Origin of the sequence: Cellulomonas xiejunii, assembly GCF_024508315.1 — a bacterium.
Lineage (GTDB): Bacteria > Actinomycetota > Actinomycetes > Actinomycetales > Cellulomonadaceae > Cellulomonas > Cellulomonas xiejunii.
Map to the genome: position 1 here is coordinate 611831 of NZ_CP101987.1, position 21961 is coordinate 633791.

General features: G+C 73.7%; 19 protein-coding genes. 9 read left to right on the forward strand and 10 right to left on the reverse strand.

Going from position 1 to position 21961, the window contains the following annotated elements; translation table 11 throughout:
• The first annotated feature begins 108 nt into the window (after positions 1-108).
• Positions 109-2592: a glycogen/starch/alpha-glucan phosphorylase gene (locus NP048_RS03030; RefSeq protein WP_227578019.1), complete on the forward strand. Its 2484-nt coding sequence runs from the start codon at positions 109-111 to the stop codon at positions 2590-2592.
• Between the two features lie 327 nt (positions 2593-2919).
• Entirely contained in the window at positions 2920-4344 is a 1425-nt protein-coding gene (locus tag NP048_RS03035; protein WP_227578020.1) for a hypothetical protein, read from the forward strand.
• A 106-nt stretch (positions 4345-4450) separates the two neighbouring features.
• Here NP048_RS03035 and NP048_RS03040 read toward each other — a convergent pair whose 3' ends face one another.
• Genes NP048_RS03040 through NP048_RS03050 form a run of 3 tightly spaced genes read right to left on the reverse strand, consistent with a single transcriptional unit; the run spans position 4451 to position 6715 of the window.
• A complete protein-coding gene (locus tag NP048_RS03040; RefSeq protein ID WP_227578021.1) occupies positions 4451-5185 on the reverse strand; it encodes a LysR family transcriptional regulator substrate-binding protein in 735 nt (244 codons plus the stop codon).
• Positions 5182-5913, reverse strand: coding sequence for a tRNA (guanosine(46)-N7)-methyltransferase TrmB (gene trmB / locus NP048_RS03045; protein ID WP_227578022.1), 732 nt, complete (start codon positions 5911-5913; stop codon positions 5182-5184). The genes NP048_RS03040 and trmB overlap by 4 nt, the downstream gene beginning before the upstream one ends.
• Before the next feature lie 22 nt (positions 5914-5935).
• Positions 5936-6715: a VOC family protein gene (locus tag NP048_RS03050; RefSeq protein ID WP_227578023.1), complete on the reverse strand. Its 780-nt coding sequence runs from the start codon at positions 6713-6715 to the stop codon at positions 5936-5938.
• Positions 6716-6825: 110 nt separating this feature from the next.
• On the opposite strand from NP048_RS03050, the gene NP048_RS03055 reads away from it, so the two are divergent.
• Complete coding sequence (locus tag NP048_RS03055; RefSeq protein ID WP_227578024.1) at positions 6826-7893, forward strand: cation diffusion facilitator family transporter; 1068 nt, start codon at positions 6826-6828, stop codon at positions 7891-7893.
• On the opposite strand, the gene NP048_RS03060 is transcribed toward NP048_RS03055, so the two are convergent.
• Both NP048_RS03060 and NP048_RS03070 read right to left on the reverse strand, forming a co-directional pair.
• A complete protein-coding gene (locus NP048_RS03060; RefSeq protein WP_308054112.1) occupies positions 7859-9160 on the reverse strand; it encodes an alpha/beta hydrolase in 1302 nt (433 codons plus the stop codon). The two genes, NP048_RS03055 and NP048_RS03060, sit on opposite strands and share 35 nt — an antisense overlap.
• A gap of 34 nt (positions 9161-9194) precedes the next feature.
• Positions 9195-9851 (reverse strand): histidine phosphatase family protein, encoded by a 657-nt coding sequence (locus NP048_RS03070; protein WP_227578025.1) that lies wholly within the window; start codon positions 9849-9851, stop codon positions 9195-9197.
• A 199-nt stretch (positions 9852-10050) separates the two neighbouring features.
• Between NP048_RS03070 and clpB the strand changes: the two genes are divergently transcribed.
• The gene (clpB, locus tag NP048_RS03075; RefSeq protein ID WP_227578026.1) at positions 10051-12642 is read left to right on the forward strand and encodes an ATP-dependent chaperone ClpB; all 2592 of its coding nucleotides are present in this window, start codon (positions 10051-10053) and stop codon (positions 12640-12642) included.
• Between the two features lie 81 nt (positions 12643-12723).
• Positions 12724-13407 carry a DedA family protein gene (locus NP048_RS03080; RefSeq protein ID WP_227578027.1) on the forward strand — a complete coding sequence of 228 codons (684 nt, stop codon included), beginning with the start codon at positions 12724-12726 and terminating at the stop codon, positions 13405-13407.
• Positions 13408-13412: 5 nt separating this feature from the next.
• Here NP048_RS03080 and NP048_RS03085 read toward each other — a convergent pair whose 3' ends face one another.
• The 3 genes from NP048_RS03085 to NP048_RS03095 form a co-directional block, all read right to left on the reverse strand.
• Positions 13413-13889 carry a septum formation family protein gene (locus NP048_RS03085; protein WP_227578028.1) on the reverse strand — a complete coding sequence of 159 codons (477 nt, stop codon included), beginning with the start codon at positions 13887-13889 and terminating at the stop codon, positions 13413-13415.
• A gap of 128 nt (positions 13890-14017) precedes the next feature.
• Complete coding sequence (locus NP048_RS03090) at positions 14018-15472, reverse strand: DUF4190 domain-containing protein (RefSeq protein ID WP_227578029.1); 1455 nt, start codon at positions 15470-15472, stop codon at positions 14018-14020.
• A 76-nt stretch (positions 15473-15548) separates the two neighbouring features.
• Positions 15549-16343: an exodeoxyribonuclease III gene (locus tag NP048_RS03095; RefSeq protein ID WP_227578030.1), complete on the reverse strand. Its 795-nt coding sequence runs from the start codon at positions 16341-16343 to the stop codon at positions 15549-15551.
• 153 nt (positions 16344-16496) lie between these two features.
• Here NP048_RS03095 and NP048_RS03100 point away from each other — a divergent pair, with 153 nt between their 5' ends.
• The gene (locus NP048_RS03100) at positions 16497-17528 is read left to right on the forward strand and encodes a family 43 glycosylhydrolase (RefSeq protein WP_227578031.1); all 1032 of its coding nucleotides are present in this window, start codon (positions 16497-16499) and stop codon (positions 17526-17528) included.
• Positions 17529-17582: 54 nt separating this feature from the next.
• Here the strand turns inward: NP048_RS03100 and NP048_RS03105 are convergent, their stop codons facing one another.
• Positions 17583-18140, reverse strand: coding sequence for a hypothetical protein (locus NP048_RS03105; RefSeq protein ID WP_227578032.1), 558 nt, complete (start codon positions 18138-18140; stop codon positions 17583-17585).
• A 13-nt stretch (positions 18141-18153) separates the two neighbouring features.
• Positions 18154-19302, reverse strand: coding sequence for a zinc-dependent alcohol dehydrogenase (locus NP048_RS03110; protein ID WP_227578033.1), 1149 nt, complete (start codon positions 19300-19302; stop codon positions 18154-18156).
• Positions 19303-19848: 546 nt separating this feature from the next.
• Here NP048_RS03110 and NP048_RS03115 point away from each other — a divergent pair.
• From NP048_RS03115 to NP048_RS03125, 3 genes are read left to right on the forward strand one after another with little or no spacing between them, the layout of a single operon-like run.
• Positions 19849-20700: a hypothetical protein gene (locus NP048_RS03115; RefSeq protein WP_227578261.1), complete on the forward strand. Its 852-nt coding sequence runs from the start codon at positions 19849-19851 to the stop codon at positions 20698-20700.
• Positions 20697-21260, forward strand: coding sequence for a phage holin family protein (locus tag NP048_RS03120; RefSeq protein ID WP_348519184.1), 564 nt, complete (start codon positions 20697-20699; stop codon positions 21258-21260). The genes NP048_RS03115 and NP048_RS03120 overlap by 4 nt, the downstream gene beginning before the upstream one ends.
• Entirely contained in the window at positions 21253-21870 is a 618-nt protein-coding gene (locus NP048_RS03125) for a DUF3618 domain-containing protein (protein ID WP_227578034.1), read from the forward strand. The genes NP048_RS03120 and NP048_RS03125 overlap by 8 nt, the downstream gene beginning before the upstream one ends.
• Positions 21871-21961: the final 91 nt, after the last annotated feature.

Genomic DNA, 21961 nt, shown 5'->3' on the forward strand with positions numbered 1-21961 from the left:
AGACAGGGCACAAAGACACGCCGTGAGACACGCGGTTGGGGCAGTTCGTGGGGGATTGCCCAAGCGCTCGCCTGGATTCACCGGCAACAGGGAACTACCGTTGCGCAAGTGACTGAGAACCGTGCCAACAACAGTGCGCCGGTGACGGCCCCGCACCACTCCGTCGAGGGCTTCGTCAAGGAGTTCCTCCGCGAGCTGCACTACGGGCAGGGCGTCACCATGGAGCGCGCCAGCGTCAACGACCAGTACCTCGCGCTCGCCCGCACCGTCCGTGAGTACCTCATGGCGCGCTGGCTCGAGACGGTGCGTCGCCAGCGCGACGCGCAGGCCAAGTCGGTGGCGTACCTGTCGGCGGAGTACCTGCTCGGGCGCCAGCTCGACAACGCGCTCCTGGCGACCGACATGGCCGAGATCGTCGAGGAGGGCCTCGCCTCCCTCGGCATCGAGCTGGCCACGCTGCGCGACCAGGAGGTCGAGCCCGGCCTCGGCAACGGCGGCCTCGGGCGCCTCGCTGCGTGCTTCGTCGACTCCCTGGCGACGATGAGCGTCCCGTGCATCGGCTACGGCATCCGCTACGAGTACGGGATCTTCCGCCAGACGTTCGTCGACGGCTTCCAGGTCGAGAAGGCCGACTCGTGGCTGACCCTCGGTGCGCCGTGGGAGTTCCCCCACCCCGAGTCGGCGGTGACCGTGCACTTCGGCGGGTCGACCGAGCGGTACACGGACGACGACGGTGTCGAGCGCAGCCGCTGGGTCCCCGCGTGGGACGTGCTCGGCGTGCCCTACAACTACATGGTCCCGGGTTACCAGAACGGCCGCGTGAACACGCTGCGGCTGTGGAGCGCGCAGGCCACCGAGGCGTTCGACCTCGCGATCTTCAACTCCGGTGAGTACGTCGACGCCGTGCGCTCGCAGACGTTCGCGGAGAACATCTCCAAGGTGCTCTACCCGGAGGACTCCACGCCGCAGGGCAAGGAGCTGCGGCTGCAGCAGCAGTACTTCTTCGTCGCCTGCTCGATCCGTGACTTCATCGAGAACGTCCTGCCCGACGACTTCGACCTGCACCGGCTGCCCGAGCGCATCATCTTCCAGCTCAACGACACCCACCCGGTGATCGCGGTCCCCGAGCTCATGCGCATCCTCGTGGACGAGAAGAAGTGGGACTGGGACGAGGCCTGGGCCGTGACCCAGAAGTGTTTCGCGTACACCTGTCACACCCTGCTGCCCGAGGCCCTGGAGGTCTGGCCGGTCGCGCTGCTGGGCAAGCTGCTGCCGCGCCACCTCGAGATCATCTACCGCATCAACGACGACTTCCTCGCCGAGGTCGCGCAGCGCTACCCCGGTGACGAGCTGCGCCTGCGGCGGATGTCGATCATCGCCGAGCACCCCGAGCGCTCGGTGCGCATGGCGTACCTCGCGACCATCGCGGGCTCCAAGGTCAACGGGGTCGCCGCGCTGCACTCGCAGCTGCTGCGCGACAAGGTCCTGCCCGACTTCTCGGAGTACTGGCCGGACAAGTTCACCAACGTCACGAACGGCGTCACGCCCCGCCGGTTCGTGCGCCTGGCGAACCCGGCGCTGTCGGAGCTCATCACCGACGCGATCGGCCCCGGCTGGATCACGGACCTCGCGCGCCTGCGCGAGATGGAGCCGTTGGCCGACGACCAGGAGTTCCGCGAGAAGTTCCGCGCGGTGAAGGCGCACAACAAGCAGCGCCTGAGCGTGCTGCTCCAGCGCCGCGACGGCATCACGCTGCCCGCTGACGCGATGCTCGACGTCATGGTCAAGCGCCTGCACGAGTACAAGCGTCAGACGCTCAAGGTGCTGCACATCGTGTCGCTCTACGAGCAGATCATCAGCGGCGAGCTGGACCCGACGTCGATCCCGCCGCGCGTGTTCGCGTTCGGTGCCAAGGCTGCGCCTGGCTACAAGATGGCCAAGCAGACGATCGCGCTGATCAACCACGTCGGACGCACGGTGAACGAGGACCCGCGCGTCAAGGGTGCGCTCACCGTCGTGTTCCCGCCCAACTACAACGTGACGCTGGCCGAGACGCTGATCCCGGCGGCCGACCTGTCCGAGCAGATCTCGCTCGCGGGCAAGGAGGCGTCCGGCACCGGCAACATGAAGTTCGCGCTCAACGGCGCCCTGACGATCGGCACGGACGACGGCGCGAACGTCGAGATCCGCGAGCTCGTCGGCGACGAGAACTTCTTCCTCTTCGGGCTGCTCGAGCCGGAGGTCGAGGAGCTCGTCACCGCGGGCTACCAGCCCTCCAAGTTCTACGAGGAGAACCCGACGCTGCGCCGGGCGATCGACCGCATCGCGTCCGGCACGTTCGCCGGCGGCGACCGCACGGTCTTCGAGCCCATCGTGTCGAACCTGCTGTACGAGGACCGGTTCCTGGTCCTGGCGGACTTCCAGTCGTACCTCGACGCGCAGGCCCGCGTCGACGCCGCGTACCAGGACACCGAGGCGTGGACCCGGTCCGCGATCCTCAACGTCGCCCGGTCCGGGTACTTCTCCTCCGACCGCGCGATGTGGGACTACATCGACCGCATCTGGCACTCGCAGCCGCTCGTCGCGCGCTGACGCACTCGTCCTGGCGCTCGCTCGCCGGGCGACAGCACCGTCACAGCAGCACCCTCACCGACGCCCGGTCGGTCACCTCAGGTGACCGACCGGGCGTCCGCGTGTCCGGGTCACCTGGTCGTGCGCGGGTCGCCCGCTCGTTCATCACGATCGTGGACGCGCGTCACGAGGTTCACTCGTCTGCGCTGTCCGGTTGCTCCGATACCCCCGATCCGTGGTGCTTTCACCCAGGTGACCTGCGGTGACGCCGCTTCTACCCTGCGAGGTGCAGCGCCACCAGCAACCTGCCCGGCTCCTTTGCGAGGGACGGGCATGAAGGAGCACCTCGTGTCCCCCACCCCGTTCCGACGAGCCGCGGCAGTCGTCGCGCTCTCGTTCCTCGCGCTGGGCGCCGGCTCGCTCGGCGCCCAGGCCGTGACCGAGACCCCGACCGTGGCCGCATGCACCGGCACGGTCACCGGGCCGACGTACACGAGCCTCGACGACCCGACCATCGAGAAGACGCTCACGAACGGCACGGCGGCGATCGTCGACGGTGGCGTCGCGATCAGCGCGACCAACGGCCACGTCGCGTTCACCGACTACGGCATCACGCCCTTCGCGCTCAGCGCGGCCGGTAGCCCGTCGCTGGACTACACCGCGACGAGCGGCCAGCTGCCCGGCCTGACGATGTCGTTCTCGCTGGAGGGCGCCTGGGCCGGCACGCTCGTCCACGAGCCGGACGTCTACGGCGCCGACCAGTGGTGGAGCACGCGTCCGGTGGGCGGGTTCGAGCGCGCCGAGCTGTTCACGCTGAACGAGCTGCTCGCGCAGGAGCCTGACGCCATGATCATGGGCGTCGGGTTCTCGCTCGGCTCGGGTGCGACCGGCGCGGGCACCGTGCACGGCTTCACGGTCGGCTGCACGACCTACGCGTTCGACGTCACGGCCACCCCGACCCCGACGCCGACTCCCACGGCGACGCCGACGGTGGCCCCCACGTCGACCCCGGCGCCCAGCGCGTCGCCCACTCCCGGCGCCGTCCCGGTGCCGGCCCTCGACATCGTCCAGCCGACGTGCAACGGCACGACCGTCGTCCCCAACGGCAGCATCGGCATCAGCCCCGCGAGCACGGTCGTGTGGGCCGTCGTCGTCGCAGGCTCGGACGGCGAGTCGGACGAGGACTACATCGCCGAGTCGGAGGAGGGTGAGGCGCGCGTCGTCGCGGTCGCACCCGGCACCTACGAGGTCTGGGCGCTGACGGTCGACGGCGAGTTCGGTGACCTCGGCGACTGGCAGGCGGACGACTACTTCATCTACCGGACCGTGACCATCAACGCGTTCACCGGTCCCTGCCCGGCCGTCACGTCGTGGACGCCGTCGGCCGACCAGCTGACGGCCGCCAACCAGGGCGGCTTCACCGCCCCGGCGCGGGTCAACCAGGGTGGGGCGGTGACCCTGGGCGGTCTGCCGGCCGGTGCCCGGGTGCGTACGTTCCTGTTCTCCGTGCCGACGGACCTCGGTGCGGCCACGGTGGCCGCTGACGGCACCCTGAAGGTCACGATCCCGGCGGGCACCACGGTCGGTACCCACCGGATCGCGGTGTACCAGGCGGACGGCACGCTCATCGGCTGGCGGTCCGTCGAGGTCGTGGCAGCCGGGCAGCAGCTCGCCGTCACGGGTGTCGACCCGCGTGCGGGGATCCTCGCAGGCGCGGTGCTCGTCGTGGCCGGTGGTGCGCTCGTCGTGGCCCGCCGCCGCCTGGCGAGCTGACGCAGCAGCACCTCGACGACGCCCGGTCGGTCACCTCACGGTGACCGGTCGGGCGTCGTCGCGTCCGGGCGCGTCGTCGAGCCGGGACGTGCGGCGCGAGGGCGGCTCAGCGCCGCTTGCGCGGCGGGGTGCGGCGCGGCGCGGGGCGGGGCGTCCGCGCCGCGTGGCGCGACGGTGCGGGCGCCTTCGCCGGGGAGGCGGCCGGGGCCTGGGTGCCGGCCCCACGGGAGCTGCCGGCGGTGCGTCCCCGCACGATGCCGACGAGCTCCTGCGCGTGCGGGTGCTCGGTGTCCGTGCGCCACACGAGCACGACCGGTGAGCCCGGCGCGTCGGGGACGACCCGCACCGCGGTGCCGCGGCGGTCGTGCAGCCGCGCGAGGGAGTGCGGCACCAGCAGGACGCCCGCACCGTTGGCGACGAGGTCCGCGGCGGTGGGTACGTCGGGCACGTCGAGCACCTCGACCTCCGGGGGCTGCCACCCGAGGACGTCGTCACCGGGGACGAGCAGCGTCTCGCCCGCGAGATCGGGCACGTCGACCTCGCCGACGACGGTGAGCACGTGGTCCTTGCGCACGACGACGACGGTCTGCTCGGTCCACAGCGGCACCACCGCCCAGCCGGTCGCGGTGCTGGGCGGCGTGGCGGGCAGCCCGGACGGTCGTGCGTCGGCCCCGGCGGGGGGCAGTCGCAGCACGGCCGCGTCGACGTCGCCGCGCAGCACCGCGTCGACCGCATCGGACGCCCCCGCGTGCACGACCTCCAGCGGGTCGTCCGGGAGGCGCTCACGCCACACCCGCGCCCAGCGGTCGGGGCTCGTGCCGGGTACCAGGAGCAGCCTCATCGGACGCGCCGCACGATCACGTCGGTGACCTCGTGGCCCAGGTCCCGGCCGCGCTGCTCGAAACGGGTGACGGGCCGGTGCGCCGGCCGCGGCACGACGCCGCCGGCCAGGTCCGGGTCGGCGGTGAGCACGTCGCGCATCTGCTCGGCGTACGGCGCCCAGTCGGTCGCGACGTGCAGCGTCCCCCCGACGCGCAGCCGGTCGCGCAGCAGTGCGACGTGCTCGGGCTGCACGAGGCGGCGCTTGTGGTGGCGCACCTTGGGCCAGGGGTCGGGGAAGAACGCGTGCACCGCGTCGAGGCTGCCCGGCGCGACGTCGGCACGCAGCAGCCGCAGGGCGTCGCCGTGCGCGACGCGCACGTTGGTCAGGCCGTGGCGCTCGATGAGCAGCAGCAGTGCCGCCAGGCCGGGCAGGTGCGCCTCGACCGCCAACCAGTCGCGGTCGGGGTCGGCGGCGGCCATCGCGGCGGTCGCGTCGCCCATGCCGGACCCGATCTCGACGACGAGCGGCGCCGTGCGCCCGAACAGCGCGACGGTGTCGAGCAGGCCCTCGGGCGTGCGAGGCGGTGGCGCGCTCGGGTCGTCGACCGAGAAGCCCCACCGCGGGAACAGTCGTTCGAGCGCGTCGACCCGGTCGACCCCGAGGGGGGACCGGCGGGACTTGAAGGTGCGCACCGGGTCGTGGGCGCGCGTCGCACGATGGGTGAACACGTCGATCGGGTACTGCACGGCGTCCACCCTACGCACCGGATCAGGCGACGACGTCCTCCTCGGGTGCCTGGAGCAGGGCGAGCACCTCGCCGGCGGGGCCGCGGACCAGGAGCATCCTCCCGTACGGCGTGTCCTCGGGACCGCTGACGACCTCCCCGCCCAGCTCGGCGACCCGGGGAGCGACCGCGTCCGCGTCCTGCACCGCGAGGTACCAGGTCCAGGCCGCCGGGACGTCACCCGCGCCCGGGCCGTACCCACCGATCCCGGCCGCCGGCGTCCCGCCCACGGACAGCGACGTGTACGTGAAGTCCGGCGCGCTCATGTCCTGCTGCTCGTAGCCGAACAGCTCGGTGTAGAAGCGGCGTGCCGCGGCCGGGTCGTGCGACATCTGCTCGGCCCACACGAACGCCCCGGGGGCGTCGGTGAGCTCCCACCCGGTGTGGTCACCGGCCTCCCAGAGCCCCACGAGCGCGCCGGTCGGGTCACTGAGGAGTGCCATGCGGCCCAGGGAGAGCACGGACACCGGCCCCAACGCGACGGTCGCCCCCGCCCCGACGGCGGTCGCCACGCTCGCCGCGATGTCGTCCGTCGCGAGGTACACGCACCACGCAGCGGGCTGCGGGACGTCGGACACCCGGATCCCCGCGACGACGTACCCGTCGACGGTCGCCAGGACGTACCCGTCGGTCTCGGGCTGCCCGGGCCGCAGGTGCCAGCCGAGCAGGCCGCCGTAGAACCGCTGCGTCGGCCCGAGGTCCGTCACCGTGATGTCCGCCCAGCCGGGGACACCGGCAGGCCACGGGGTCGGGGTGACGGTCATGGGAGGTCCTCCGGAGGGTCGAGGTGCGGACGTCGTCCGCGGCAGGGCCAGCACAGCCAACCACCACGGCCCGCATCGCGCACAGCGGGCGCACGTGCTAGTCCGGTGCCATGGCACCTGACGGGGGGGACGGACCCGACGAGCTCGCGCCGCGCGTCGGGCGCGACGAGTCGACGGGCGGGGGCGAGTCGACGGGCGGGGGCGAGGCGACGCGCGGGGGCGAGTCGACGCGCACGGTGATCCTCGCGCTCGTGGCGAACGTGGTGATCGCCGTGGCCAAGACCGCGGCGGCGGTGATCACCGGTGCCGCGTCCATGCTGGCGGAGGCGGCGCACTCGTGGGCGGACACGGGCAATGAGGTGTTCCTGTTCGTCGCGCAGCGTCGCGCGGACCGTGCCCCCGACGCGACGCACCCCTTCGGGTACGGACGCGAGGTCTACGTGTGGTCGATGTTCGCGGCGATCGGGCTGTTCGCGGTGGGGGCCGGGGTGTCGGTCACGCACGGCATCCAGGAGCTGGCGGACCCCGAGCCTGCGTCGGACTTCGTCGTCGCGTACGTCGTGCTGGGCATCTCGCTGGTCCTCGAGGGCGTGTCGTTCCTGCAGGCGCTGCGGCAGAGCCGTGCCGAGGCGCGGCAGCGGGACCGCGGCGTCCTGGAGCAGGTGCTGGCCACGTCCGATCCCACGGTGCGCGCGGTGTTCGCCGAGGACGCCGCGGCGCTCATCGGGATCGTCATCGCGGGCGCCGGCATCGCGGCGCACGAGGTGACGGGCTCAGCGGTGCCTGACGCGGTCGGGTCGATCCTCGTCGGCCTCCTGCTGGGCTTCGTCGCGTTCGTGCTCATCCAGCGCAACCTGCAGCTCATCGTCGGGGAGGCCGTCGATCCCGCGCTGCAGGACGCGGCCCTGCGCCGGCTGCTGGCGATGCCGCAGGTCGCGCGCGTGACGAAGCTGCGCCTGGAGATCGCCGGCGCGCGGCGCGTGCTCCTCACGGGCGCGGTGGACCTGGCGGGCGAGCCGGACGAGGCCGAGGCGTCGCACCAGCTCGCCCTCGTCGAGGACCAGGTGCGCGCCATCCCCGGTGTCGTGGGGGTGGTGCTGTCGCTGTCCGAGCCCGAGGAGCCGTCGCTCCTGCCGTCGGACGTCAGCCCGGCACGCGCGCGGCGAGGAAGTCGGTGACCTCCCGCAGGTACCGCTCGCGCACCGGCGCCGTGGACAGCGCGAGGTCGTGCGCCCCGCCGGCGATCTCGAGGTAGGTCACGTCGTCGCCCAGCAGCGGGGCGCGGCGCGCGATCTGCGCGGGGTCGAGGACGGAGTCGGTGCTCAGCAGCGCGTCGTGCAGCGTCTTGTGCGGGCCGGCGGCGTCGGACGCGAGCACGAGCACCGGGACGTCGAGGCCCAGGCCGCGGGCCACGCGCATCTGTGCCCGGCGCACGGCGCGGACGAACCCGGCGCGCACCGGGAACCCGGCGTGCGGCTTCCACGCGAGGTCGAAGTCCCACTCGCCGCCCGTGTCGCGGTGCAGCGCCCGGCCGTAGTGCGGCGCGATGGTGCGCACCGGGACCCGCGGCGCGGGCCGTCCGACGACGTGGACCGCGCGCGCCAGCAGGTTCTGCTCGAACCACGAGCCGCGCAGGTCGAGCCACGGCGAGTTGAGGACGAGGGCGTCGACGAGCCCCTGCCCTCTGCGCGCGTCCGCCCAGAGCGCGGCGGTCAGCCCGCCGGTGGAGTGGCCCAGCAGGACCACCACGTCGTGGTCCGCGCGCAGCAGCCGGACCGTGGCGTCGATCTCCTCGGTGTAGGTCGCCAGGTCGGTGGTCTCGTTGGGCGGTCGGCCGGGGCGGATGGACCGACCGTGGTCGCGCAGGTCCAGGGCGTACGTGTCGTACCCGGCCGCGGCCAGCGCGTCACCGACGTGCGGGTGGAAGAAGTAGTCGACGAACCCGTGCAGGTACAGCACCGCGCGCCGGGTGGGCGGGGCGTCGGGGTCCGGGACGCGCCGCACGAGGGTGGCCTCGGGGTCGACGTGCGTCCGGCGAGCGACCGCGTCGGGCCGCAGGTGCAGCGTGCGCGCACGCCACCGCTCCCCGAGCACGTCGGTGCGCTCGTCGTCCCACCGGTCGCGCACTGCGCCGTCGGGCAGGGCAGGGGTGTCGTCGTCGGCCACGCGCAGATCCTCGCACGGGGCCCGCACGTGCTCGAAGGACCGCGGCGGGCGCTGTCTGACGCGGTCGGGCGCCCCCGTCCGCGCGAACGCCAGGCTCTCCTCGACCACGGACACGACCTGCTCGAGCTCGGCCGCGTCGCGCGGGCCGTAGAGCATGATCTCGGTGCCGAAGTCGGCGTACTGGTGCGGCTCGGCCCAGCCCAGCCGGACGAGCTCCGCGCACCGCTCCGGGGGCAGGGTCAGGTGGATGCTCGTGTCCTCGACGCCGTGCAGGTGCACCGGCTCGAGGAGGGTGGGCGCGGCCAGGCAGAGGTCAGGCGACGGACGGCACGGGCGTCGGTGTGCGCATCGGACGTGCGGCGACGTGCCCCTGCCCGGCGACGTCGACCGCGAGGCTCGTGATGCGGGCGGTCCCGTCCGGCTCGACCTCGACGGTCGAGACCGACGCGTTGGGCAGCGGCACGAGCCCGACCTCGTCGACGGTCGCCAGGTACGCGCCGAGCGCGAGCCCGTGGCCGACGACCAGCACGTGCCCGTCGCGGTGCGTGTCCGCGATGCGGGCGAAGACGTCGCGCGTGCGGTCCATGAAGTCGGCGCCCGGCTCGCCCCCCGGCAGGCCGGGGTGGGTCCCGGCCAGGACGTCGGTGACGAGGTCCGGCCACGCGACGACCTCGTCGAGGACACGCTCGGGCCGCTGCTCGTAGATGCCGAAGGCGTACTCCCGAAGGTCGGGGTCGGTGCGCAGGGGGACGTCGGGGTGGGGGCGCAGCAGCTCGACGGCGGTGGCGACGGCCCGCCCCGACGGCGACGCCCACGCGGCGGTGAACGGCGTGCGTGCCAGGTGACGGGCGGTGGCGCGGACGCCGGCGCGGCCGTCGCGCGTCAGCGGGGAGTCACAACGGCCCTGCAGGATGCGGCGGGCGTTGAAGTGGGTGCGGCCGTGGCGGACGAGCGTCATGGTGAGGGTCATCGGTGCCCTGCTCTCTCTCGGTGGTCGCCCTGACGCTAGGAGCGGCACGTGTCCGGTGGGCGACGCCGGTGTGACGCGGGCGTGACGGTTCCGCCGGGTGCGCCGATGAAGTTGAGCGGAATAGACTCAACTTCGGATCCCGTTGTGATCGACAGACCAGATCACACGCGACACACGCACGCACGCACCGGAGGTTTCGTTGGACGCGAAGTTCACCACCCGCTCGCAGGAGGCGCTGGGCGATGCCATCCAGTCGGCCACCGCAGCCGGCAACCCCCAGCTCGAGCCCGCGCACATCCTGGACGCGCTGCTCCGGCAGGAGGGCGGGGTGGCGAACGGGCTCCTCGACGCGGTCGGCGCCGACCGCGCCGCGCTGGGCCGGTCCGTGCGCGGCATGCTCGTCCAGCTGCCCTCGTCGTCGGGGGCGTCCGTCGCGCAGCCGTCGGCGTCGCGTCAGGCCGCCGCCGCGCTCGAGGCCGCCAACGCCGAGGCCCGGGCTCTCGGCGACGACTACGTGTCCACCGAGCACCTGCTCATCGGCCTGGCCGCCGGGCAGTCGGGCGTGGCCGACGCGCTGCGCGCCGCCGGTGCGTCGCGCGACGCGCTGCTCGCCGCGCTGCCCAACGTGCGCGGGTCCGCGCGCGTCACCAGCCCCAACCCCGAGGGCACCTACAAGGCGCTCGAGCAGTACGGCGTCGACCTGACCAAGCTGGCCGCCGAGGGCAAGCTCGACCCGGTGATCGGCCGCGACGCCGAGATCCGCCGCGTCGTTCAGGTGCTGTCCCGCCGCACCAAGAACAACCCCGTGCTCATCGGCGAGCCCGGTGTCGGCAAGACCGCCGTGGTCGAGGGCCTCGCTCAGCGCATCGTCGCCGGTGACGTCCCCGAGTCCCTGCGCGGCAAGACGCTCGTCTCGCTCGACCTCGCGTCGATGGTCGCGGGCGCCAAGTACCGCGGTGAGTTCGAGGAGCGGCTCAAGGCCGTCCTGGCCGAGATCACCGCGTCCGACGGGCAGGTCGTCACCTTCATCGACGAGCTGCACACCGTCGTCGGCGCCGGTGCGGGCGGCGAGGGCGCCATGGACGCGGGCAACATGCTCAAGCCGATGCTGGCCCGCGGCGAGCTGCGGCTCGTCGGCGCCACCACGCTCGACGAGTACCGCGAGCGCATCGAGAAGGACCCGGCGCTCGAGCGGCGGTTCCAGCAGGTGTTCGTCGGGGAGCCCTCCGTCGAGGACACGATCGCGATCCTGCGCGGCCTGCGCGAGCGGTACGCCGCGCACCACCGCGTCGAGATCTCCGACGGCGCGATCGTCGCCGCGGCCACCCTCTCCGACCGGTACATCACCGGGCGGCAGCTGCCCGACAAGGCCATCGACCTCATCGACGAGGCCGCGTCGCGCCTGCGCATGGAGCTCGACTCCTCGCCCGTCGAGATCGACGAGCTGCAGCGCGCCGTGACGCGCCTGGAGATGGAGGAGCAGTTCCTCGCCACGGCCGACGACCCCGCGTCGAAGGACCGCCTCGCGCGGCTGCGCGCGGACCTCGCGGACCGTCGCGAGGAGCTCGCCGCGCTCAACGCCCGCTGGGAGAAGGAGAAGGGCGGCCGCAACCGGGTCGGTGACCTGCGCGTGCGCCTCGACCAGCTGCGGGCCGACGCCGACCGCGCCCAGCGCGAGGGGGACCTCGCCACCGCCGGGCGGCTGCTCTACGGCGAGATCCCCGCGGTGGAGAAGGAGATCGCCGCCGCGGAGGCCTCCGAGGTCTCGGACGACGAGGTCGCCGAGGCGCCGATGATCGCCGAGAAGGTCGGCCCGGACGAGGTCGCCGAGGTCGTCGCCGCGTGGACCGGCATCCCCGCCGGCCGGCTGCTCGAGGGCGAGACCGCCAAGCTCCTGCGCATGGAGGAGGTGCTGGGCAAGCGCCTCATCGGGCAGCGCGCGGCCGTCGCCGCCGTGTCCGACGCCGTCCGTCGCGCCCGCGCCGGTGTGTCCGACCCCGACCGCCCCACCGGCTCGTTCCTGTTCCTCGGGCCCACCGGTGTCGGCAAGACCGAGCTGGCCAAGGCGCTCGCGGACTTCCTGTTCGACGACGAGCGCGCGATGGTCCGCATCGACATGTCCGAGTACTCCGAGAAGCACTCGGTCGCGCGGCTCGTGGGCGCGCCCCCCGGGTACGTCGGCTACGAGGAGGGCGGGCAGCTCACCGAGGCCGTGCGGCGCCGCCCGTACTCCGTGGTGCTGCTCGACGAGGTCGAGAAGGCGCACCCCGAGGTGTTCGACATCTTGCTGCAGGTGCTCGACGACGGCCGCCTGACCGACGGCCAGGGCCGCACCGTCGACATGCGCAACGTCATCCTCGTGCTGACGTCGAACCTCGGCTCGCAGTTCCTCGTGGACCCGACGCTCGACGAGACCGCGAAGCGCGAGGCCGTCATGGGTGCCGTGCGGGCGGCGTTCAAGCCGGAGTTCCTCAACCGGCTCGACGACATCGTGCTCTTCGACGCGCTGACCCTCGAGGAGCTCGGGCGGATCGTCGACCTGCAGGTCGAGTCCCTGGGGCGGCGGCTCGCCGACCGCCGGCTCACCCTGGACGTGTCCGACGGCGCGCGCGAGTGGCTCGCGCTCGAGGGCTACGACCCCGCGTACGGCGCCCGCCCGCTGCGTCGGCTGGTCCAGAAGGAGATCGGCGACCGGTTGGCACGCGGCCTGCTCGCGGGTGAGATCCACGACGGCGACACCCTGCACGTCGACCTCGGCGACGGCGCGCTGACGGTCCGCGCGGAACGCTGACGGTCCGCACCGCAGGACGGTCCGCCCCGCACGCTGATCACGGCGCGCGGGGCGGCCGACGTCGTGGCAGCATCCGATGGCGTGCCTGTCCTCGCCGCTGCCGCAGCCGCCGCGGCCGACGCGGAGCTGACGGGCCTCGCGGGGTGGGTGGTGTCGGTCATCGACGCGCTCGGGCCGGTCGGCGTCGGGATGCTCGTCGCCCTCGAGAACCTGTTCCCGCCCATCCCGTCCGAGGTCGTGCTGCCCGTCGCGGGGTACGTCGCGTCGCAGGGCGGGATGTCCCTGGGCTGGGCGGTCGTCGCGGCGACGATCGGGGCCGTCGCCGGTGCGCTGATGCTGTACGGGCTGGGTGCGTGGTTCGGGCGCGCCCGCCTGCGGCGCTGGCTGGAGCGCATCCCGCTCATGGAGGTCGAGGACCTGGACCATGCCGAGCAGTGGTTCGTGCGCCACGGCGGGCTCGCCGTCCTGGTCGGGCGCTGCGTGCCGGTCGTCCGCAGCCTCATCTCGATCCCGGCGGGCGTGGAGCGCATGAACCTGGCGCGGTTCACGCTGTACACGACGGTGGGGTCGCTGGTGTGGAACGGCGGCCTGGTGTGGGCCGGGTACGTGCTGGGCTCGCAGTGGCACGACATCGGCCGCTACAGCGACGTGCTCAACGGCGTCGTGTACGCCGTCATCACGCTGGTGCTCCTCCGCTTCGTGTGGACGCGCACGGGGAGCCGCGGCGAGCGTCGCCGCGCAGCGCGCGTCACCACGGAGGGCTGACGACCTCACCCCCCGGGAGGCACGCTCACCGTGACGAACGAGCCGGTCACCGGTTCCGGCGGCACCGCGAGGCACAGGCCCGTGCGGTCACCGGCCGCCCAGCCGGCCGCCGTCGGGGCCCACGTCACCACACGCACGCCGGCCGCGACCTCGTCGTCGTTCAGGACGCACGCGCGCGCGACCCGCGCGTGCGCGCCCTCCTGACCCGGCCACACGGCGGCGGGGTCGAACGCGTACTGCGCGACGACCTGGGCCGCGTGTGGTTCGGCGCACGGCACGACCTCCACCCGGCCGACCTCGCCGTCACCGGGGAGCTCCGCGAGGCACGACCCGGTGACGAGCTGCACGGCATAGGCCTCGGTCGTCGCGGTGACGTCGGCGGCCAGCGGCCGGCTGCGGGCGTCGGTGACGGCCCGCGTCCCCAGGACGGTCCCGCCCGCGAGCAGGGCGACGGCGCCGACCGCGGCGGACGCGACGGTCACCCGGCGACGAGCACGCGCGCGCTGGGCCCGCGCGGCCTCCCACCCGGCCGCGTAGTGCGTCGGCGGGTTCGGGTCCTCGGGGATGTCCGCGGCACCGCCGGTGGGCGTCCGCGCGTCGCCGGCGGAGGTCAGGACGACATCCCGGACGGTGCCGTCAGGGACGTGTCGCTGCCGACGACGTCCTCGTAGACGCAGTACCCGACGACCTGGCCTGCGGCCACCTGGTCGGGGTGGGGGAGCCACACGTCGAGCACGCCCCACGCCAGGAGCCCGGGGTCGATCGCGCCGACGGCGGTCTCGCACTCGACGTAGGCGGCCGAGAGCACGGGGTCCTCCACGGTGAGGTCGGTCGCCGGCGCGCCCGTCGCGGTCAGCACGGCCACGACCTCGGCCTCGTGCTCCTGCGTGCACGGGACGGCCACGGCGTCCGACAGGTCGTAGTACTCGGGGACGGACTCCCAGCACGTGCCGGCGACGACGTCCTGGGGGAGCGCGTACGACGGCAGGACGTCGAGCTGCTCCTCGCCCAGCCCCTCGAGCTGCTTCTGCAGCTCGCCGAGCAGCTGGTCGAGGTCCTCGGGCGACGTGCCGCTGCCGCCGCTGCCATCGCCGCCGCCCTCGAGGCCCTCGAGACCCTCCATGCCTTCGAGGAGCTCGTTCAGCCCCTGGCCGCTCAGGGCGTCGTTCGCCTGCTCCGCGGTGTTCGCGCCCCACTGGACGAGTGCGAGGACCGCCAGGACCAGGACGGTGGCCACGACGGTCCCGACGATGCCCACGACGATGCCCGCGATCGCCATGCCGCGGCCGCGCGCCCCGGTGCGGCGGATGCGCGAGAGCGCACCGATCCCCAGCCCGACGCCGACGGGCCCGGGCGCACCGGCCAGGAGCACGAGCCCGCCGACGGACGTGATCAGCGACGCGACCGCGAGCCCGTCCGTGGGGGCGGCCGGGGCGTAGCCGTACGGCTGGCCCGGGGGACCGTAGGCGGGTGCGCCGAGCACGGACTGCGGGGGCGGGCCTCCAGGAGGCTGCTGGGCGCCGTACGGCTGCGGGGCGCCGTACGGCTGCTGGCCCCAGGAGGGCGGCTGCCCGGCGCCGGGCGCCGGGGGCGTCCCGAACACGGGTGCCGGCGCTCCGTACGCGTTCAGGCCGGGTGCGGGTGGGACGGGAGGGCCTTCGGCGACGGGGGCGCCGTAGGGGGACGTGCCGGTCGGCGCACCGGCCGGTGCCGCGGAGGGCCCGCCGCCACCGGGGACGAGCGCGGGCGGGACCGGCGCGCCCCACGTGAGCGGCTGGGTGTCGTTCATCCCGGTCGCCAGGGGCTGGGTGTCGTTCATCCCGGTCGCCAGGGGCTGCGTGTCACCGGCCGCGGGTGTCGGGGTGCCGCCGCCGTAGACCGGCGACGCGGACGTCCCCCACGAGGCGGAGTCGGGCACCGCCGGTGGTGCGGGGCTCTCGCCGGGTGGTGGGACCTCAGGGTCGGGCGCCGACGCCTGTCCCTGCGGAGCGGGCGGTTCCGGCACGGACCCGGTGCCCGAGCCCTCGGTGGGCTCGGGTGCGTGGTCGTCGGGCGTCGACGTCATGGACGGCAACCTAGCCGAGCGCGGGCGCCTCGCGGAGCCCCGGCGCCGAGACCGCCCGATCTGCGGCGCCGCACGGTCACGGTGCGTCGATCTCGAGCACCACGGGCACGTGGTCGGACGGCTGCTTGCCCTTGCGCTCGTCACGTTCGATGCGCACGCCGCTGACGCGCGCCGCCAGGGCCGGGCTGGCGTACGTGAGGTCGATGCGCATCCCCTCGTTGCGGGGGAAGCGCAGCTGCTGGTAGTCCCAGTACGTGTACGTGTGCTCGCCAGGCACGTGGAAGCGCGACACCTCGGTGTAGCCGGCGTGCGCGATCGCCTCGAACGCGTCCCGCTCCGCGGGGGTCACGTGCGTGCGGCCGGCGAACCGCTCGATGTCCCACACGTCGGTGTCGAGCGGGGCGATGTTCCAGTCCCCGACCATCGCGACCTGCGCCTGCGGGTCGGCCGTGAGCCAGCCCTGCGCGGCGTCGCGCAGCGCGGCGAGCCAGTCGAGCTTGTAGGTGTAGTGCGGGTCGGCGATCTCCCGCCCGTTCGGCACGTACAGGCTCCACACGCGCACACCGCCGCAGGTCGCGCCGATGGCGCGGGCCTCGGCGGCTGCCGGGTCGCCCCAGGTCGGCTGCCCGGGGAAGCCGCGCTCGACGTCGTCCAGGCCGACGCGGGAGACGATCGCGACGCCGTTCCACTGCGAGTACCCGTGCGTCGCCACCTCGTAACCGAGGGCCTCGAACGGCTCGCGCGGGAACGCCTCGTCCTTCACCTTCGTCTCCTGGAGCGCGAGGACGTCGACCCCCGTGCGTTCCAGGAAGGCCACCGCACGGTCCACCCGTGCTCGGATCGAGTTGATGTTCCAGGTCGCGAGGCGCATGGCGTCCGAGGCTACCGGCGCCCACCGACGACCGAGGTCGGCCCACAAGTTTCGCGCCCTCGCGCGCAACACTCGGAGGCTACGGCCCGGTAAGGTGCGGTCGCGTCGTGTCCGACGGGGGCGCGGGAGCGGTGAGCAGATGGGCGGCACGTGGTGAGCGGAGCAGGGACCGGCGTCGAGGACGTCACGCGGACGACGACGGCGGCGGATGCCGTGGCGCCCGAGGTGGCGCTGATCGACGGGCCGCTGGTCGACGGCGTGTTCACGGCCGACCCGTCGGGCCACGTGTGGGACGGCGTGCTGTACGTCTACGCGTCGCACGACGAGGACACGGGTGCCTCGGACAGCGACGAGGGAGGGCACTACGACATGCGCGACTACCGCGTGATCGAGCTGCGCGACCTCGCCGGCCCCGCGATCGAGCACGCCCAGGTCCTGCACGTCGACGACGTGCCGTGGGCCGCCCGCCAGATGTGGGCGCCGGACGCCGCACGTCGGGGCGACACGTACTACCTGTTCTTTCCCGCGCGTGACCACGAGGGCGTCTTCCGCATCGGCGTGGCGACGTCGTCCTCGCCGACCGGACCGTTCGTCGCGGAGTGCCAGCCGATTGCCGGCATCGGCAGCATCGACCCCGCGGTGCTCGTCGACGACGACGAGAGCGCGTACCTGTACGTCGGCGGGCTGCAGGGCGGTCAGCTGCAGCGCTGGGACGGCGACACGTACACGGGCGTCGACACGTACCCGGCGGACGACGCCCCGGCGCTCGGCCCCCGCGTGGCGCGGCTCACCGACGACCTGCTCGCGCTCGCCGAGCCGACGCGCGAGGTCCTCGTCACCGACGAGACCGGGACACCGCTGACGCAGGGCGACCCCCGCCGGTTCTTCGAGGGGCCCTGGGTCTCGCGGGTCGACGGCGTCTACCACCTGCTCTACTCCACCGGCAGCACGCACACGCTCGTCCACGCCACGTCGGACTCCCCGTACGGGCCGTTCACGTACCGCGGCACCGTGCTCGAGCCCGTCGCCGGCTGGACGACGCACGGCTCGATCGCGCAGGTCGGCGACCGCTGGTACCTGCTGTACCACGACGCGCAGGTGTCGGGTCGCGACCACCTGCGCAACGTGCGGATCGCCCCGCTGACGGTGCACGCCGACGGGCGGCTGACGGCCGAGGTGCGCTGAGTCGGGGCGCGGCACCCCGGCCCAGCGCCCGGCTCGGTCCTGGCCCGGGTCGGCTCAGCGCCGCCGCAGGGCGCGCAGCAGCGCGAACGCCGCGGCGGCACCGACGATCCACGGCCCGCCGACGATCAGCGGGTCGAGGACCTGGTGCCGTACGTCGACCCGCCCGCGCCGCGACGCGATCGGGTGCCGACGCGGCTCGGCCAGGATCCCCGTCTCGGTGATCGGGTTGTCCGGCCGCAGCGTCAGCAGCGAGCGCAGGTGCGCCCCGCCGGCATCGACCCGGTCGGCGGCGATGAGCAGCAGCCAGTGCGCGGCGCGGCCCTCGCTGAAGCGCTCGTAGGAGTAGCGGCGGATCTTCCCCGACAGCCCGTGCAACGGCTGTGCGGTGCCGAAGACCGGGGGCAGCATCTCGTGCTCGATCGACCTCTCGCGCGGGTACGTCTCGGGCTGCCGGTCGGGGAAGTCCCAGTGCGCGCCGGAGTCGAGGTCGGACCGCTCGCGCGGGACCGACGGACGGTCGGCCGGGTCCAGGTCGGCGCCCCAGCCGGGGATGCGCGCGCGCAGCTGGTCCGGGGTCTCGGGGAGCGGGGGCTTGCCTGCGGTGTAGGGCATGGCGCGGGTCCTCTCAGTCCTCGGACGGGATGATCAGGGGCTTGATGCAGCCGTCGAGCTTGGACGACATCACGTGGTACGCCTCGGCGATGTGCTCGAGCGGGATGCGGTGCGTGACCAGGTCGCTCGGCGTGAGGTAGCCCGCCTGGATGTGCTCCAGCAGCCGAGGCCACTGCCGCTTGACCGGTGCCTGGTTCATGCGCAGCGTCAGGCCCTTGTTCACCGCGTCACCGAACTTCACGGCGGAGAAGATCGGCCCGTACGCGCCGAGGACGGACACGGTCCCGCCCTTGCGCACCCCGTCGATCGCCCAGTTCAGCGCGACCGGTGAGCCGCCCTGCAGCTTGAGCTTCGCGCCGGTGACGTGCTGCATGAGGTTGCCGTCCGCCTCCGCGCCGACGGCCTCGACGACGCGGTCCGCGCCCAGCCCGTCCGTCGTCTTCTTCAGCTCGACCACGATGTCGTCGAACTCGGCGTAGTTGCGCGTCTCCGCGTAGGCGAACTCGCGCGCCTTCTCCAGGCGGTACTCGAGCTGGTCGACCACGATCACGCGCCCGGCGCCCATGAGCCACGCCGACCTGGCCGCGTACAGCCCGACCGGCCCGGCGCCGAGCACCACGACCGTGTCGCCCTCGGCGATGTCCGCGAGCTGCGCGCCGAAGTAGCCGGTGGACAGCGCGTCGGTGAGCAGCACGGCGTCGTCGTCGTCGAGCCAGTCGGGGATCCTCGACGGACCGACGTCCGCGAACGGCACGCGCACGTACTCGGCCTGGCCACCGTCGTACCCGCCGGTCGTGTGCGAGTACCCGTAGATGCCGCCGACCGCCGTGGCGTTCGGGTTCACGTTGTGGCAGTTGGAGTACAGGCCGCGCGCGCAGAAGAAGCACGAGCCGCAGTAGATGTTGAACGGGACCATCACCCGGTCGCCCACCTGCAGGTTCTGCACCGACGGCCCGACCTTCTCGACCACGCCGACGAACTCGTGGCCGAAGGTGTGACCGATGCGGGTGTCCGGCATCATCCCGTGGTAAAGGTGCAGGTCGGAGCCGCAGATGGCGGCTCGCACGACCTTGACGACGGCGTCGTTGGGGTGCTCGATCGCCGGGATGTCCTTCTCCTCGACGCGGACCTTGTACGGCCCGCGGTAGACCATCGCTCGCATCGCTGTCCTCCCGCTCGGGTGGCCACCAGGGTGCGGGGGTCTGCCTCCGGGCGCATCTCGGGGGCGGGGCGTTCTCGCCGTGCGGTGTCCCCGCCGAGCGCCTACGGTCGAGGGCGGCGGGGTTCGCGAGCCCCCGATCTCTTCGCACCGACGGAGGAAGCCCGTCGGTGTCATCCCGGCCTGCCGGGCGTCGCCGCGCGTCGGCCCCGCCCTGCAGCCGAGTCCTGCAGCACTCCCGCGCACCCGAGATACGGGTGAGGAGGCGCCATGTTCTTCCGAAGTCAAGAGCTCCAGCACAGAGCGACACCGGACCGCCCCGACGCGGTCCACGCCCGCAAGCTCCAGGAGGTCGAGAAGGCGCCCGTGGGCGTCACCGAGGACGCGTGCCCAGCAGCGTCCCGCTGGACGAGGAGCACCGCGAGGTGTCGTACCACGCCGCCCACGTAGCCGTACCCCCGGCTGTACGGGACGACGGCCACGGCCGAACCCCGTCGAGAAGGTCACCGGGAAGTTGAAGGACACGTTCACGAGTGAGTGGAGATGACGATGAGCACGCACGACACGAAGGGTGCGGCCGCTGCGGCGGCGAGCACCGCGAAGGACGAGGCGTCGAGCCTCGCCCACACCGCCGCGGGTAGCGGCCAGGACCTGTACCAGGAGGTCAAGGGCGGAGCGTCCGACGTGGTCTCCGAGGCCGCCGGGCAGGCGCGCGACCTGTTCGGGGAGGCCCGGACGGGCCTGACCGAGCAGGCGTCCGAGCAGCAGGTCCGCGCTGCGGCCAGCCTGCGGGCCCTGGGCGACGAGTTCGGCCGGATGGCCGACAGCTCCGACGAGGGCGGCCTGGGTGCGGACCTCGTCCGCCAGGTGGCCCAGCGCACGGGCGGCGTCGCGACGTGGCTCGAGGACCGCGAGCCCGGCGACGTCCTGCAGGAGGTCGCCGACTTCGCACGGCGGCGTCCGGGAGTGTTCCTGGCGCTCGCCGCGGGCGCCGGCGTGCTCGCCGGCCGCGTGACGCGTGGTCTGAAGGACGCACCTCCGGCGAGCCCGCGCACGGCGTCGTCCAGCCCCACGGGCGCCGCCGCGACGCCGGCGGCCGCTGCGACCCCGACGGGTCCCGTCCCGACGTGGACCGAGCCCTCCATCACCGAGCCCGCGACGCCCACCGTGACCGGCTCGACCGGCGTGTCCGGTGGCGCGACCGGGGCCGGTGTGACCGGAGCCGGTGCGACGGGACCGGGCCTGACGGGCGCCTCCGCGCACCCCGAGCACGAGGCGTGGCACGCGGCCGGCGGGTCCGCGCCGGTGGCACCGGTGTCGGGGCGCGTCCCCGCGTCGGACCAGGAGGGCACGGCGGGCGGCGACCCGCTGGCCGGCGTGCTGCGTGAGGACCGACCGTGACCGGGCCGGGTGACCCGACCGTCGCTGCCGGCCGGCATGCGCCGGCCGGGAGCGGGTTCCCGCCGCCGGTCGCCGACCCTCTCGGTGCTGCCGACCCTCTCGCTGCCGGTGGCCCCCGGGTGGCCGGTGACCCCCTGGGTGCGCCGCTGGGGACAGCGGCACCCGACGTCGAGCCCGACGGGCGCCCGTCGCTGGGCGACCTCATCGGTGCCGTCACGGAGGACCTGTCCCTGCTGGTCCGGCAGGAGGTCGAGCTGGCCAAGGCCGAGCTGACCGCCTCGGCCAAGCAGGCAGGCAAGGGCAGCGGGATGCTCGCGGGGTCCGGCCTGGCCGGGTACTTCGTGCTGTTCTTCCTGTCCTGCGCGCTGTGGTGGGGGCTGCCCATGGGCCGGGCCTGGGCGGCGGTCGTCGTGGCCGTCGTCTGGGCGGTCGTGGCTGCCGTCCTCGCCCTGCGCGGACGTGGCGAGCTGCGCCGCGTGAAGGGTGCGCCCCGCACCGCCGAGACCATCAAGAAGATCCCGAACGCCCTGAAGGGTGACGAGGAGGCCAACCATGAGTGAGAGCCCGGAAGAGATCCGCCAGCGCATCGAGGCGACGCGTGCCGACCTGTCGGCCAACGTGGACGCGGTCGGTGACACGCTCGACCCGCGGCAGGTCGCGCACCGCCAGGCCGACAAGGTGCGCAGCAAGGTCGGTTCGGTCCGTGACCGCGTGATGGGCACGGCGTCGGACGCCCGCGACTCCGCGGGCGCCTCCGCAGGGGGTGCGGCCGGCACGGCCCGGTCCGCGGCGGGCTCCGTCGCGCAGGGGGTGAAGGACGCGCCCGCGGCTGTCGTGCAGCAGGCGCAGGGCAACCCGCTGGCCGCCGGCCTCATCGCGTTCGGGGTCGGGTGGCTGGCGTCGTCCCTGGTGCCGACGTCGGCCCCGGAGCAGCGTGCCGCCCAGGCCGTCAAGGAGCAGGCCCAGGCCATGGCCCCGCAGGCCAAGGAGGCGGCGCAGCACATGGCCGAGGGGCTGCGCGAGCCCGCCCAGGAGGCCGTGCAGGCCGTCAAGGACCGCGCGACCCAGGCGGCGTCGGACGTCAAGGAGCACGGTGCGCAGGCCGCGACCGACCTGCGCGACCAGGCGCAGGACTCCGCCCACGAGGTGCGGCAGGCGCCGCAGCAGTGAGATACCGGTCGGCCGGGGGTGACCTGCGGGTTCGCGGCGTCCACCCCCGGCCGACCGCGTGCCCCCGCCAGTGTCGGTCCGGCCGGATCGG